General features: G+C 64.1%; 17 protein-coding genes. 11 read left to right on the top strand and 6 right to left on the bottom strand.

What is annotated here, in order from left to right; genetic code table 11:
• Positions 1–80 precede the first annotated feature (80 nt).
• The 4 genes from purM (at position 81) to ACP15R_RS01545 (ending at position 3,511) form a co-directional block, all read left to right on the top strand.
• The gene (gene purM / locus ACP15R_RS01560) at positions 81–1,127 is read left to right on the top strand and encodes a phosphoribosylformylglycinamidine cyclo-ligase (RefSeq protein ID WP_424984608.1); all 1,047 of its coding nucleotides are present in this window, start codon (positions 81–83) and stop codon (positions 1,125–1,127) included.
• The gene (gene purN, locus ACP15R_RS01555) at positions 1,124–1,720 is read left to right on the top strand and encodes a phosphoribosylglycinamide formyltransferase (RefSeq protein WP_424984607.1); all 597 of its coding nucleotides are present in this window, start codon (positions 1,124–1,126) and stop codon (positions 1,718–1,720) included. The genes purM and purN overlap by 4 nt, the downstream gene beginning before the upstream one ends.
• A gap of 120 nt (positions 1,721–1,840) precedes the next feature.
• Positions 1,841–2,998, top strand: coding sequence for a ribonuclease D (gene rnd, locus ACP15R_RS01550; protein ID WP_424984606.1), 1,158 nt, complete (start codon positions 1,841–1,843; stop codon positions 2,996–2,998).
• Positions 2,999–3,151: 153 nt separating this feature from the next.
• Positions 3,152–3,511, top strand: coding sequence for a hypothetical protein (locus tag ACP15R_RS01545; RefSeq protein ID WP_424984605.1), 360 nt, complete (start codon positions 3,152–3,154; stop codon positions 3,509–3,511).
• Between the two features lie 12 nt (positions 3,512–3,523).
• Here ACP15R_RS01545 and ACP15R_RS01540 read toward each other — a convergent pair whose 3' ends face one another.
• Positions 3,524–4,027, bottom strand: coding sequence for a hypothetical protein (locus tag ACP15R_RS01540; RefSeq protein ID WP_424984604.1), 504 nt, complete (start codon positions 4,025–4,027; stop codon positions 3,524–3,526).
• 131 nt (positions 4,028–4,158) lie between these two features.
• On the opposite strand from ACP15R_RS01540, the gene ACP15R_RS01535 reads away from it, so the two are divergent.
• The gene (locus tag ACP15R_RS01535) at positions 4,159–4,569 is read left to right on the top strand and encodes a SufE family protein (RefSeq protein ID WP_424984603.1); all 411 of its coding nucleotides are present in this window, start codon (positions 4,159–4,161) and stop codon (positions 4,567–4,569) included.
• A gap of 5 nt (positions 4,570–4,574) precedes the next feature.
• Here ACP15R_RS01535 and ACP15R_RS01530 read toward each other — a convergent pair whose 3' ends face one another.
• The 3 genes from ACP15R_RS01530 to ACP15R_RS01520 form a co-directional block, all read right to left on the bottom strand.
• Entirely contained in the window at positions 4,575–5,135 is a 561-nt protein-coding gene (locus ACP15R_RS01530; protein ID WP_424984602.1) for a hypothetical protein, read from the bottom strand.
• A 43-nt stretch (positions 5,136–5,178) separates the two neighbouring features.
• The gene (locus tag ACP15R_RS01525) at positions 5,179–5,844 is read right to left on the bottom strand and encodes a DUF1638 domain-containing protein (protein ID WP_424984601.1); all 666 of its coding nucleotides are present in this window, start codon (positions 5,842–5,844) and stop codon (positions 5,179–5,181) included.
• Between the two features lie 63 nt (positions 5,845–5,907).
• On the bottom strand, positions 5,908–6,606 hold the full coding sequence (locus tag ACP15R_RS01520; RefSeq protein ID WP_369956340.1) for a corrinoid protein: 699 nt from the start codon (positions 6,604–6,606) through the stop codon (positions 5,908–5,910).
• A 204-nt stretch (positions 6,607–6,810) separates the two neighbouring features.
• On the opposite strand from ACP15R_RS01520, the gene ACP15R_RS01515 reads away from it, so the two are divergent.
• On the top strand, positions 6,811–7,890 hold the full coding sequence (locus tag ACP15R_RS01515) for a PA0069 family radical SAM protein (protein WP_424984600.1): 1,080 nt from the start codon (positions 6,811–6,813) through the stop codon (positions 7,888–7,890).
• A 30-nt stretch (positions 7,891–7,920) separates the two neighbouring features.
• Positions 7,921–8,550 carry a class I SAM-dependent methyltransferase gene (locus ACP15R_RS01510; protein ID WP_424984599.1) on the top strand — a complete coding sequence of 210 codons (630 nt, stop codon included), beginning with the start codon at positions 7,921–7,923 and terminating at the stop codon, positions 8,548–8,550.
• Between the two features lie 122 nt (positions 8,551–8,672).
• On the opposite strand, the gene bmt is transcribed toward ACP15R_RS01510, so the two are convergent.
• Together bmt and ACP15R_RS01500 are read right to left on the bottom strand one after the other, a co-directional pair.
• The gene (gene bmt / locus ACP15R_RS01505; RefSeq protein WP_424984598.1) at positions 8,673–9,686 is read right to left on the bottom strand and encodes a betaine--homocysteine S-methyltransferase; all 1,014 of its coding nucleotides are present in this window, start codon (positions 9,684–9,686) and stop codon (positions 8,673–8,675) included.
• A gap of 204 nt (positions 9,687–9,890) precedes the next feature.
• Positions 9,891–10,208 (bottom strand): DUF1476 domain-containing protein, encoded by a 318-nt coding sequence (locus ACP15R_RS01500; RefSeq protein WP_424984597.1) that lies wholly within the window; start codon positions 10,206–10,208, stop codon positions 9,891–9,893.
• 160 nt (positions 10,209–10,368) lie between these two features.
• Here ACP15R_RS01500 and purC point away from each other — a divergent pair, with 160 nt between their 5' ends.
• From purC to ACP15R_RS01480, 4 genes are read left to right on the top strand one after another with little or no spacing between them, the layout of a single operon-like run.
• Positions 10,369–11,130, top strand: coding sequence for a phosphoribosylaminoimidazolesuccinocarboxamide synthase (gene purC, locus ACP15R_RS01495; protein ID WP_424984596.1), 762 nt, complete (start codon positions 10,369–10,371; stop codon positions 11,128–11,130).
• 47 nt (positions 11,131–11,177) lie between these two features.
• Positions 11,178–11,408, top strand: a complete 231-nt coding sequence (gene purS, locus ACP15R_RS01490) for a phosphoribosylformylglycinamidine synthase subunit PurS (RefSeq protein ID WP_424984595.1) — start codon at positions 11,178–11,180, stop codon at positions 11,406–11,408.
• Complete coding sequence (gene purQ, locus ACP15R_RS01485; protein ID WP_424984594.1) at positions 11,408–12,076, top strand: phosphoribosylformylglycinamidine synthase subunit PurQ; 669 nt, start codon at positions 11,408–11,410, stop codon at positions 12,074–12,076. The genes purS and purQ overlap by 1 nt, the downstream gene beginning before the upstream one ends.
• 36 nt (positions 12,077–12,112) lie before the next feature.
• Complete coding sequence (locus ACP15R_RS01480; protein ID WP_424984593.1) at positions 12,113–13,885, top strand: sensor histidine kinase; 1,773 nt, start codon at positions 12,113–12,115, stop codon at positions 13,883–13,885.
• The last annotated feature ends 7 nt before the right edge of the window (positions 13,886–13,892 follow it).

The raw sequence follows: 13,892 nt of genomic DNA, 5'->3' as shown, positions 1-13,892 counted from the left end.
AAGGGTGCGTGGCGCGGCATGTGTTGCAAGCGGCACCGCAATGTTTTACCCCGCGCGAAGACAGCACAGGGACAGCGCGCATGACAAATGGCAAGAACGGCATCACCTATGCCGAAGCGGGTGTGGATATCGACGCGGGGAACGCGCTGGTCGAGCGGATCAAGCCGGCGGCCAAACGCACCGTGCGGCCCGGCGTGGCGGGCGGCCTTGGCGGGTTTGGCGCGTTGTTTGACCTCAAGGCCGCGGGGTTTGCCGATCCGGTGCTGGTCGCGGCCACCGATGGCGTCGGCACCAAGCTGCGCATTGCCATTGATACCGGGCATGTGGACGGCGTGGGCATCGATCTGGTTGCGATGTGCGTCAACGACCTGGTGTGCCAGGGTGCGGAGCCGCTGTTCTTTCTCGACTATTTCGCCACGGGCAAGCTTGAGACCGAAACCGCGGCGCGGATCATCGAGGGTATCGCGGCGGGGTGCGAAGGCTCGGGCTGTGCCCTGATCGGTGGCGAAACCGCCGAGATGCCGGGCATGTACCCGCCGGGCGATTTCGACCTTGCCGGTTTTGCCGTCGGCGCGATGGAGCGGGGCAGCGCCTTGCCCCAAGGCGTGTCCGAGGGCGACGTGCTGCTGGGGCTGGCGAGCGACGGCGTGCATTCCAACGGCTATTCTCTGGTGCGCAAGCTGGTCGAGATGTCGGGGCTTGGCTGGGCGGCGGATTGTCCGTTCGGCGATGGAACGCTGGGCGCCGCGCTGCTTACTCCGACGCGGCTCTATGTCAGGCCGGCACTGGCGGCGGTGCGGGCGGGCGGCGTGCATGCGCTGGCGCATATTACCGGCGGCGGGCTGACGGAAAACCTGCCACGCGTCCTGCCCGACGGGCTGGGGGCGGATATCGACCTGGATGCCTGGGAATTGCCTGGCGTTTTCAGATGGATGGCCGGGGTGGGCAATATTGCCGAGGCCGAAATGCTCAAGACCTTCAATTGCGGTATCGGCATGATCCTTGCTTGCGATCCGGCCCGGGCCGACGAACTGGGCGCGCTGCTGGGCGAGGCCGGGGAAACCGTGCAGCGGATCGGTACCGTCACGGGCCAGCCGGGGATGCGGTACCGGGGCGCGCTGTTGTGAGCCACAAGCGCGTCGCGATCCTGATCTCTGGTGGTGGCTCGAACATGGTCGCGCTGCTCGACAGCATGCGCGGCGATCATCCGGCGCGTCCCTGCCTCGTGATGTCCAACGATGCCAGCGCCGGTGGTCTTGCCAAGGCCGCCGAACGCGGGGTGGCGACGGCGGTGGTGGATCACAGGCCTTTTGGAGGCGATCGCGCCGCATTCGAGGCGGAACTGATAAAGCCGCTGATCGCGGCGCAGACCGACATTGTCTGTCTTGCGGGCTTCATGCGCGTGCTCACCGCGGGCTTTGTCGGGCAATGGACCGGGCGCATGTTGAACATTCACCCTTCGCTCCTGCCGAAATACCGGGGGCTGCACACCCATGCCCGCGCCCTGGAGGCGGGCGAGCGCGAACATGGCTGCACCGTGCACGAAGTCACGCCCGAACTGGACGAAGGGCCGATCCTCGGGCAGGCGCGGGTGCCCGTGCGTGCCGACGATACCCCGGAGCGGCTGGCCGCGCGGGTGCTGGTACAGGAACATGCGCTCTACCCGGCGGTGCTGCGGCGTTTTGCCGGCGGGATGCGCGAACCGCTCTTGATGCCTTAACTGCGCCCCGCTGCATCCGGTTTGCAATTTGCGCGGATTTAACTAAGGGTTGAACAAGACGGTGCGCTCCTGCGCCTTCTGCGCAAGAACAACAACAAACAAGCAAACGACACCCCACAGATGCGAACACTCACAACGACCCAAGACCTTGCTGCCTTTTGCAAGGAGGCCCATGGCCAACCCTATGTCACCGTCGATACCGAATTCCTGCGCGAGCGGACCTATTACTCCAAGCTGTGCCTCGTGCAACTGGCCATGCCGGGCGAGGGGGACGAAAACGCGGTTCTGGTCGATCCGCTGGCCGAGGGCATGTCGCTTGAACCGCTTTACGATCTGTTTCGTGACACCAGCGTCGTCAAGGTGTTTCACGCGGCGCGGCAGGATCTCGAGATTTTCTGGGTCGATGCCAAGGTCTTTCCCGAACCGTTGTTTGACACCCAGGTCGCCGCGATGGTCTGTGGCTTTGGCGAACAGGCGGGCTATGAAACGCTGGTGCGCAAGATCGCGCGGGCATCGGTTGACAAGTCAAGCCGGTTCACCGACTGGTCGCGCCGCCCGCTGAGCGAAGCGCAAAAGAAATATGCGCTGGCCGATGTCACGCATCTGCGCCGGATCTATGAATACCTCGCTGCCGAGCTCGAGAAAACCAACCGATCCCGCTGGGTCGCCGAGGAATTGCAGATCCTGACCAACCCGGCCACCTATGAGATCGAGCCGGAAGAGGCGTGGAAACGGGTCAAGACGCGCACCAATTCCGCCAAGTTCCTCGCTATCGTTCAGGCGCTGGCGGCGTTTCGCGAACGCCATGCCCAGGACAACAACATCCCGCGCAACCGGGTTTTCAAGGATGACGCCCTGGTCGAACTGGCCTCGGCCAAGCCGCGTTCTGCGTCCGATCTTGGCGGGTTGCGCCTGTTGCTGCGCGAGGCCCGGCGCGGGGCGATTGCCGATGGCATATTGGCCGCCATCGAGCGGGGGGTGAAATGCCCGCCCGACAAGATGCCCAAGCCCGACCGGGCACGCGAAAAGCTCCAGGTCAACCCCGCGCTTGCCGACCTGCTGCGGGTTCTGTTGAAATCCAAGACCGAAAGCGCCGGAGTTGCCGCCAAGCTGATCGCGACCAGTTCGGAACTGGACCTGATTGCCGCGGGCGAGCGCGACGTGCCGGCCTTGTCCGGTTGGCGGCACGAGGTATTCGGTGCCGATGCGCTGCGGCTATGTGCGGGCAAGATCGGGTTGGCGGCCAAGGGGCAATCGGTGGTGGTCGTGTCGCTGTGACGCGCTGCCGGGAACGGCGCGCCAGCGGCCCATGAGCCATTGATGACATCCATGTCCGCGCGAGGTCACGGAATTGCGATCCCGGTGATCTGATCCGGGGCGCGTGCCGGCCCGTATCTTCATCATAGTATGACCTTATTGATGGAGATGACGATGTTTTCCTTTGGATATTTGCAGGCACAGACCGGCGCGGAGCACGATCAGACACAGTTGGCAGCGCCCCAATCCCCGCGCGACGCGCCCCGCGTGACCTTCGATACCACGGCCGAAATGAGCGATGTATTCGTGTTTGACGGAACGCCGCGCGATCGCGGCCCCGAGGTCGATCCGGGCCAGTCCGCCGCCGATCTTTACGCGTGGTCGCTGATCAAACCGGGTCTTGCGTCCCGCGCTGGCGGGCAAGAGACGACCTTGCCAGACCCGGAGCCGGACCCCGAGTCAGGACCCGAGGCTGCGGCCCCCGGCATGCATGACGCGATGCTGGCGACGATCCTGGCCATGGATTTGATCTAGGATCGCGACCGGTCAGCGGCGGCGCGATTGCATCGCGTTCTGCGCGCCCGTGACGATCACCTGGTCGATCCCCGCCAGTTGCTGGCGGGTCAGGGCAAGCCCGTCGGTGACCTTGCGGGATTGCTCTGGCCCGATGTTGGTATCGTAGGCCGGATAGGCGACGCGGAAATCCAGGCGCAGGACGCCGTCCTGGTCGGGGGTCAGCGTACCGCCTGACGGAGTGAGGGAGGCGTCAAATGCGCCCTGCCGGCTCGCGATGCCCTCGGCCAGGATGATCGCCCCTGTCGGCGTCTGGTCGATTTGCAGCTTGGTGACCTGTGCGATCAGCACGGTGGTGTCTTCGGCCTCGGGGCGGCTGAACACGCTGACCCGTTCGGCGGGAATCAGCGGATTGGTGGCTTCGATCGCCGCGAGATCGCCACTGGGCGGCGTGTCACGACCGCCGAACCAGCTGCGCCAGCCGCAACCTGACAGGATCAGGCTGGCAGCAAGAAGGACTGTGAGGGTCTTTGTCATGTGATGCGCCGTTTGTGTTGTCTTGCATCGGGTTATCGCATCGCGCCGCCGAAGAAAAGGTTCAAGGCGGGGGTGGACAGCACCGGTGTCGCGGCATACCTCGACGGCACGCAGTTCTGAGGAGCCGAGAAATGGCCAGCCCCGCCTTTGAAGACATTGTCGATGATTTCGAATTCCTGGAAGACTGGGAAGACCGCTATCGCTATGTGATCGATCAGGGCAAGGCGATGGAACCGCTGCCTGATGCGCTCAAGGTGCCTGCCACCAAGGTCGATGGCTGTGCCAGCCAGGTCTGGCTGCACCCGGTCATCGAGCGCGGCATGTTCCGCTTTGACGGCGAAAGCGACGCGATGATCGTGCGCGGCCTGATCGCAGTGCTGCGGGCGCTCTACAACGATTTGCCGGTGGCCGATGTGCCGGGGGTGGATGCGCGCGCCGAGCTGGCGCGGTTGGGGTTGAACGATCACCTTTCGGCGCAGCGCTCGAACGGGCTGCGGGCGATGATCGAACGCATCCGCAAGGTCGCGGCAGAGGCGGCCTGATCCGGTCAGTTCGCGCGCGGTGTCACCCCGTATTTGCGGGCCAGAACCGCGTTTTGCGGTTGCCAGTCATAACGCCGGTCATCGGCCACCCGCGCCCAGAACAAGCGACCCCCGTTCCGCCAGGGATCGAGCACGATGCCGCTTTGCATGGGCCGGTCACGGGCGCTGATCAAGGCGGTTGAATGGTCGATGCGCAGCGGGTTGTCGGCATTGGCGATGGCGCGGTGAATGTCCAGCGTTCTGAAACTCTCGGAGAGCAGCCGGGTCTGCATGTCTTCGGCCCAGTGCCAGCACAGCCCGCGCGGTTTCAGCCCCATGTTGACCTTGGTGTTATGCACCAGCGGCGGATCGGTGATTTCATAAGCAATCGCCAGTTCGCGCGAATGGGAATAGGCAATCATTGCCGCGCGCCGCGCTTCGTCAGGGTCGACATCCGGACCAAGGGCAAGGATCGCGCGGGTCAGGCCACGGGGATCGTCGGCCGGTCCGCTGGTCGCGCCGGTACAGGCGGTCAGCGCGAGAAACACCAGAGCCGCGCCAAGAGGGATAAGATGTCGCCAGGGCACCGGTTGCCGCCCGCCTTGTTTGCACCGTGTCAACCGCTATCGTTCAGCCCGGCAATTGTCGAGCCTGTGGGGTCGCCCAGGTGGTCAGCGTGGTCTCGAGATCCCCGTATCCCGTGGCGCGGTATTCATAGGCCAGCCCCAGCCGCGCGGCGCAGTCCTCGGCCTTGGCGCGCAGCTCCGGGTCGTCGGTCTGGGCCTGGTAGACCAGCTTGGTATAGTTGCCAAAGATCATGTCGCGCAGCTCCGGGTGCCGGTCCAGCCCCATGGGTTTCCAGACAAAGGCGTCGAACTGGCGCACCAGGAAATCGGTGAGGTAAAAGGCGCTGATCTCATCCGCGCTGCGGGCGAGAAAGGCAGCGTTGCCTTCGAAGAAGGAATAGCAATGCGGCCCCTTGACCATCTGCACGCCGAGCGCGTCGCAGCGCGCCTCGAGCAGCCCGCCGGTGCCGCAATCCGCGTAGACCACGAAAATGTCGTCATACGCGCCACGATGCCTGGTCACCGCATCGGTCACCGCTTGGGTGATTTTCTCCGGGTAAAGGTGCAGCTTGGCCGGCAGGCAGGTCAGGTCAAGATGGTCCCAGCGGTTGCGGGATTTCAGATCGAGGATCTCGCGCGCCAGCGCCCCGCAGGCGATCAACAGGATGCGCCCGCTGCCCGATGCGGGCAGGCCGGAGTCGGTCAGGGTGCGGTCGCTGATCTGATCCATCGCGTTTCCTGACGAAAATGGCCCGCCACGGGGCGGGCCGGTGTTTTTCCGGGCGTGGCCCGGTCAGGCGCTCAGACGGTTGTGCTTGCGCCCGATCCAGTCCTTGGCGGTTTCCACCGCCACAGCGGCATCACGGCAATAGGCGTCGGCCCCGATGGCCTTGCTGAATTCTTCGTTCAGCGGCGCACCGCCCACCAGAACGATGTAATCCTCGCGCTTGCCCTGTTCAACAAGCGTGTCGATCACCACTTTCATATAGGGCATCGTCGTCGTCAGAAGCGCGGACATGCCCAGGATATCGGCGTCCTCGCGCTCCAGCGCCTCGAGATAGTTCTCCACCGGATTGTTGATGCCCAGGTCGACGATCTCGAACCCGGCGCCTTCCATCATCATGCCGACGAGGTTCTTGCCGATGTCGTGAATGTCGCCCTTGACGGTGCCGATCACCATCTTGCCGACGCGCGGCGCACCGGTTTCCGCCAGCAGCGGCTTGAGGATGGCCATGCCGCCCTTCATCGCGTTCGCGGCAAGCAGCACTTCGGGAACGAACAGGATACCATCCCGGAAATCCGCCCCAACGATGGTCATGCCACCGACCAGCGCCTCGGTCAGGATCTTGTAAGGTTCCCAGTTGCGTTCAAGCAGGATGTTGACACCTTCTTCGATCTCTTCGCGGAGACCGTCATACAGGTCGTCAAACATTTGCTGGACAAGCTCTTCGTCGTCCAGTTCCGACAGGATGATGTCATCTTCTTCCGACATGCGCACAATTCCTTGCTGGGGGAGGGTCCCCGTGGCCCTATTGCTTCGTTATTGCCATTTGGTCGCAGGCGGACTCGATTAATTGCGACATCGGCGGCCCTGCAACCGACTTCTGTTGCCGATTCCGCTGGGTCGATAGCGAAGATTAGCCATCAAGATCATGTGGATCTTGTTAATGTTCGCGTAATGTTCTATTTCGGGGTCATGGGAGAACATGCTGGAAACCGGTTGCAACAGGCGCGCGGGCGCGGGGCGCTTGGCAATGCCAGCGGTCGCTATGACCTGGCCCGGCAAGAGGTGGATGATGGCTGGGATGCGGGGGATGACGTGCCGGTGCTGCGCACCGAGGTGACGACCGAGCAGCCGCGCAGGATCATCGCCTGGAACAAATCACCTGATCTGCCCTTTGATCGTTCGATCAATCCCTATCGTGGGTGTGAACACGGGTGCGTCTATTGTTTTGCCCGGCCGACACATGCCTATCTGGGCCTGTCGCCGGGGCTGGATTTCGAAACCCGGCTGGTGGCCAAACCGGATGCGGCGCGGGTACTCGAACGCGAGCTGCGCGCGCCGCGATACCGGGTTGCGCCGATTGCCATCGGCACCAATACCGACCCCTATCAACCGGTTGAGCGCGCGCATGGGATCATGCGCGATTGTCTCGAGGTACTGGCGGCGTTCCGGCATCCCGTGGCGATCGTCACCAAGGGGGCAATGATCGAGCGCGACATCGACATCCTCGCCCCGATGGCGGAACAGGGGTTGGTGCGGGTCGGAATTTCGCTGACCACGCTGGACGCGGGGCTGAGCCGTCGCATGGAACCGCGCGCCCCGTCGCCCCGCCGCCGCTTGCAGGCCATTGCCCGGCTGACCGGGGCGGGCATCCCGGTGCGGGTCATGACCTCGCCCATCGTGCCGGGGCTGACCGATCATGAAATCGAGGCATTGCTCCAGGCCGGGCGCGATGCGGGGGCCGATGCGGCGAGCTGGATCATGCTGCGCCTGCCGATGGAAGTGTCCGAGCTGTGGCAGGACTGGCTCGCGGCATACGAGCCGGGGCGGGCGGGCAAGATCATGGCGCGCCTGCGCGAAATGCATGGTGGCAAGGCCTATGATGCCCGCTGGGGGCGGCGCATGCGCGGCGAAGGCACCTATGCCGAGATGGTGGCGCAGCGGTTCAACGCCGCCGCGCGGCGGTTGGGTCTGGACAGGCCGACCGCAAAGTTGCGATGTGATCTGTTTCGGCTTCCGGACCGGGCAGGGGATCAGCTATCCCTGTTCTGAAACCTGTCCGGACCCAGAGAGGAACACGCGATGACGACAGACAGCAACATGTGGGGCGGGGCCTATTGGGATTCGCGGTATTCCGGTGCCGGGTTCCGGTTTGGCACCGAACCGTCCGGATTTCTGACACAGAACGCGCATCACCTTGGCGCGGCGTCGAATATCCTCTGCGTGGCCGATGGCGAGGGGCGCAATTCGGTGTGGCTGGCCGCTCAGGGGCATCGTGTCACGGCCTTTGATGCCTCGGGCGTCGCGGTCGAAAAGGCACGTGGCCTGGCGCGGGCAAACGGTGTGAGCGTCGCCTGTCATCAATCCGGCATCGAGGATTGGGACTGGTCGCAACGCTTTGACGCGGTGATTGCGATTTTCGTTCAATTTGCGCCCCCCGCGCTGCGGGACAGGATGTTTGGCTGGATGACACAGGCGATTGCGCCGGGCGGACTGTTGATGCTGCACGGCTATGCCCCGCGTCAGGTCGCCTACGGAACCGGCGGACCGGGCCGGGAAGAGCACATGTATACCGAACCGATGCTGCGCGCGGCATTTGCCGGGTTCCAGGTGATTCGCTCCGCCGATTATGATGCCGAACTGCAAGAGGGTAGCGGCCATGCGGGGCAATCCGCGCTGATTGACTTTATCGCCCGCAGACCACTGGCATAGGCGCATCCGTCGTCATCCCCAGACGCCGGGCCTGCCGATCCGAACCCTTGCCCGGCGCTGGCCGAACGCGCTTACGCGCGGGGCGGTCGTGTTATATTATGCGCGGCGGCGGCCGTAATACATTACGCACGGCGGCGGCCGCGACGCGCGCGGGGTTTGGGCGCTTCATCCCCAGTGCCATCGCTGGCCGAGGAGAACGCGCCAAGAACGGCGGTGATCTGGTCCAGCGTCGGGGCCTCGCCCCGCGGGCGTGTATCCAGGGCCTCGCGCATGTGGCGCAGGTGATCCGGCATCGTGCCACAGCAGCCGCCAATGATCCGCGCGCCGCAATCACGGGCCATCACCGCGTAATCCCCCATCAGCTCGGGGGTCCCGTCGTAATGGATATGCCCGTCCACGTATTTGGGAATGCCGGCATTGCCCTTGGCGATGATCGGGCGCTCGGTGCCCTGCGCGACAAAGCCGAGCACGGTGCGCAGCAGGTCGGACGCGCCAGTGCCGCAATTCGCGCCGAACCCGATCGGCCCATTGTCGAGCCCGTCGACCATGGCCACCATATCCGCCGAGGTCACGCCCATCATGGTACGCCCCGCGGTATCGAAACTCATCGTGCCGCACCACGGCAGACCCGCCAGCGCAAAGGCCTCGGCGGCGGCGCGGTATTCTTCGGGGGCAGATATCGTTTCCAGCCAGAGCACATCGACGCCGCCCTCTCTGAGCCCGTCGGCCTGTTCATGAAACATCTCGACTGCCAGCGCGTGGCTGAGCGTGCCGACCGGTTCCATGATCTCGCCGGTGGGGCCGACCGACCCGGCAACAATCACCGGGCGTTCGGCCTTGTCCGCCACGTCACGGCCCAGCTCGGCACCGACGCGCGACAATTCACGCACCCGCTTCTGCGCGTCATGCAGCTTGAGCCGGGCGGCGGTGCCGCCAAAGGTGTTGGTCAGGAACAGGTCGCTGCCGGCATCGACCGCCCCTTGATACAGCGCGGTGATCTTCTTTGGCTGATCGACGTTCCAAAGCTCTGGCGCCTCGCCCGACATCAGCCCCATGTTGAACAGGTTGGTTCCGGTTGCCCCATCGGCCAAGAGCACGTCATGGCTGTCGAGCATGGATTGCAGTTTGTCGGTCATGGGGCAGTCCTGGGTTGCAAGTGCGCGCGCGTAATGCCCGCGTATCGCATATCCGGTGCGGCGCTGGCAAACCGGAAACTCTCATCTTGATTATGAATGGACGAACCCCGGCGGACGGCCCGGCAACGGCGCGGCCTGTCCGCCGGGGGGTCGCAGGGCGTCGGTCATGTCTGCCGGCAGGCCAGCCGCCGGCAGACAATGGCCCTAGTCGGTTTCCTGCATCACCTGGTCTTTGGCGATGGGCATCAACTCGTCCATCTTGGCGCGGATGGCGTCGGCATCGGCCTTGTCCCCAAGGTCGGCGGCCAGTTTGCGCACCACGTCCTCATGTCCGGCTTCCTCGAAATCGGCGATTACGACGGTCTTGGCATAGGCTTCGGCCTCTTCGCCGGACTTGCCGAGCAATTCGGCGGCCCACAGGCCGGTCAGCCGGTTGCGTCGCGCCACCGCCTTGAACTGCATTTCCTCGTCATGGGCGAACTTGTTTTCAAAGGCGCGTTCGCGATCATCGAATGTGGACATGTGTCGGACCCCTCCGGTTTCATCTGTCCAGATTGATATGCAGTCACGCGCGCGCCTGCGCAAGAGGCGGTGCGCCGCTTGCGACACTGCGGCCCTTGCACTATAGCGGCGCTGAGGGTCCGATACTGAGTCCGGGCCGGATATTCCCGAAAGGCTGCTTATGGCGCGTCGCAAGAAGATCTACGAAGGCAAGGCCAAGATTCTCTATGAAGGCCCGGAACCCGGAACCATCGTCCAGTATTTCAAGGACGACGCCACAGCGTTCAATGCCCAGAAAAAGGACGTGATCGACGGCAAGGGCGTTCTGAACAACCGGCTCAGCGAGTTTTTCATGACCGGGCTGAACACGATCGGCGTGCCGACTCACTTCATTCGCCGCCTGAACATGCGCGAGCAACTGGTGCGCAGCTGCGAGATCGTACCGCTCGAGGTCATTGTGCGCAACTTTGCTGCCGGGACGATGTCAAGCCGGCTGGGTATCGAAGAGGGCACGCAGTTGCCGCGCCCCATCGTCGAATATTGCTACAAGGATGACGGGCTGGGCGACCCGCTGGTCACGGAAGAGCATATCGCCGCCTTCGGCTGGGCCAGCCAGCAGGACATGGACGACATCCTGAGCCTTGCGCTGCGGGTGAACGATTTCCTGTCGGGCGTGATGCTGGCGGTCGGGATCCGGCTGGTGGATTTCAAGATCGAGATCGGCCGGGTTTACGACGGCGACTTCCAGCGCCTGGTGATTGCCGACGAGATCAGCCCCGACAGCTGCCGCCTGTGGGATATCGAAACCGGGCAGAAGCTTGACAAGGACGTGTTCCGCCGGGACCTGGGCAGCCTGACCGATGCCTATTCCGAAGTGGCGCGCCGTCTGGGCGTGATGCCCAAGAATTCCGGCCCCGTCACCAAGCCGACGCTGATCAACTGAGACATCTGCGCGGGTTGGACCGCGCGCCAAGCACAAAGGACGACATCATGAAGGCACGTGTGCATGTGATGCTGAAGAACGGAGTTCTGGACCCGCAGGGCGAGGCGGTGCGCCATGCGCTTGGGACCATGGGCTTTCAGGGGGTCGCCGGCGTGCGGCAGGGCAAGGTGATCGAGCTCGACCTCGAAGACGGCACCAGCGAAGCCGACGTCACCGCCATGTGCGAAAAGCTGCTGGCGAACACGGTGATCGAATCCTACACGGTGGAGATGTCCTGATGCGCGCCGCCGTCGTCGTTTTCCCCGGCTCAAACTGTGACCGCGACCTTGCCGTGGCCTTTCGCGAGGCGGGGGCCGAGGTGACGATGGTCTGGCACAAGGAAACCGCGCTGCCGGAGGGGGTCGACATCGTCGGCGTTCCGGGCGGGTTTTCCTATGGCGACTACCTGCGCTGTGGCGCGATTGCGGCACAATCGCCGATCTGCCAGGCGGTCAAGGCCCATGCGGATCGCGGCGGTTACGCGATCGGCGTGTGCAACGGCTTTCAGGTGCTGACCGAGACCGGCATTCTGCCGGGCGCGCTGCTGCGCAATGCCGGGTTGAAATACATCTGCAAAACCGTTGATCTGAAAGTGGAAACCAGCAACAGCGCCTTTACCACGGCCTATAATGCCGGCGATGTGGTCGGTATCCCGATTGCACATCACGACGGCAATTATTTTGCCGATGAGGCCACCCGCAACGACCTGCGCGAGCAGGACCGCATCGCCTTTACCTATGGTGACAACCCGAATGGGTCGGTGGATGATATTGCCGGTATTCTCTCACAGAACCGCCGGGTGCTGGGCATGATGCCGCATCCCGAGCGCGCCGCCGATGCCGGGCACGGGGGCACCGACGGGGTGGCAATGTTCCGCGGATTGATGGGCGCATTGACGCCGGCGTGACTTGAGCGGCGCGCGGGACAGGCGTAGCCTGTCGCCATGAAACTTCCGGTCCAGACAAGCCAACGACTCTCCGGCTGGCCCCGCTCCGATAACATCGGGTGGCGGGTTCGGCTGGCGCTCGTGTTGCTGCTGGTGATCGCGGCGGCGACGATCTGGGTGACCAACCGGCTGATGACCGACCGCTTTACCGAAAGCACCCGAAACCGCGCCGAACTGCGCCTTGCGCTCTACAGCGGCAACCTGGTCAGCGAGTTGCGCGGCAACCGCAGCATGCCACAGTTGCTGGCGCGGGATCCGACGCTGATCGGGGCGCTGAATTCGCGCGATTACAGCCAATCGACCCAGCGGCTGATCTCGTTTGTCGAGGATCTCGACGCGGCCTCGCTGCTGTTGCTCGATCTGGACGGACGTATCGTCGCCGCGACCGACCGCAATCAGCTCGGGGCGCAGCGGGGAAGCGAATCCTATTTCGTCGATGCGATCCGCTCGAACGCGACGATCTTTTCGGTCAAGGAACTCGAGACCGGAGGCTACCAGTTCTTTTACGCCCGGCGGGTCGAAAGCGGGGCCAACGTGCTCGGGGTCATCGTTGTCGAGGTGGACCTGAAGAAATTCGAACGCGCCTGGGGCGGGATTTCTGACGCGGTGATGGTCGCGGACAGCACCGGCACCATCATCCTGTCAACCGAAACGCGCTGGCGCGGGCTGAGCGAGGAAGAGGCACTGCAACGGGAAACCCCGCACAGCGCCATCGAACGGGCCATTCGCGCCACGTCCGACTGGGCGGCGGTGCCGGCCGAGGCCTATCTCGCGGGCGAGGCGGTGATGCGGATGGAATTGCGCATGCCCGTTTATGGCTGGCGGATGACCTCGTTTACAACCTATGCGTCGATCCGTGAACGGGTGAACGGCATCCTCGCACTGGAAATCATGGGATTCGCCATCCTGCTGGCGCTGGTGTTCTACGCGCTCAGCCGGCGGACGGCCCTGCGCATGGCGTTGTTCCAGCGCGAGTCGGCAGAGCTTCGCGCACTGAATGCCAGGTTGCAGCGGGAAATTGCCGAGCGCAAACGGGTGCAGGAGACCCTTGCGGTGACCGAGCAATCGCTGGCCCAGTCGAGCAAGCTGGCCGCGCTTGGCGAAATGTCGGCGGCGGTCAGTCACGAGTTGAACCAGCCGCTGGCCGCGATGAAAACCTATCTGGCCGGGGCGCGGCTGCTGCTGCGGCGCAACCGCCCGGAAGAGGCGATATCATCGTTCGGGCGGATCGATGACCTGATCGAACGCATGGGGGCGATTACCCGGCAGCTGAAATCCTATGCCCGCAAGGGAGGGGACGCGCTTGCACCTGTGAACATGGGCGATGCGCTGGCGTCGTCCCTGTCGATGATGGAGCCACAGCTGCGCCACCGGCAGGTGCAGATCACCCGCATCCTGCCGGATCGGGATGTCTGGGTCATGGGCGACCGGCTGCGCATCGAGCAGGTGATGGTGAACCTCTTGCGCAACGCGCTGGACGCCACCAAATCGGTATCCGAACCCGAGGTCGAGATCATTCTCGCGGCGGGGGAAACGGCGACGCTGACAGTGCGCGACAACGGCACCGGCATCGAGGATCTGGAATCGTTGTTTGAGCCGTTTTACACTACCAAGCAGCCCGGCGATGGCGTCGGACTGGGGCTTGCCATTTCGTCGGGGATCGTGAATGACCTCGGCGGACGATTGATTGCCCGCAACGCCCGCGAGCGTGGCGCGGTATTCGAGATGCAGTTGCCGATCCTCGAAGATGGTATCGAGGCGGCGGAATGACGGGGAA

It is taken from the genome of Microbulbifer sp. S227A (assembly GCF_049800935.1).
Note: the sequence above shows the minus strand (reverse complement) of the source record. Positions and strands in the feature narration are given on the sequence as shown.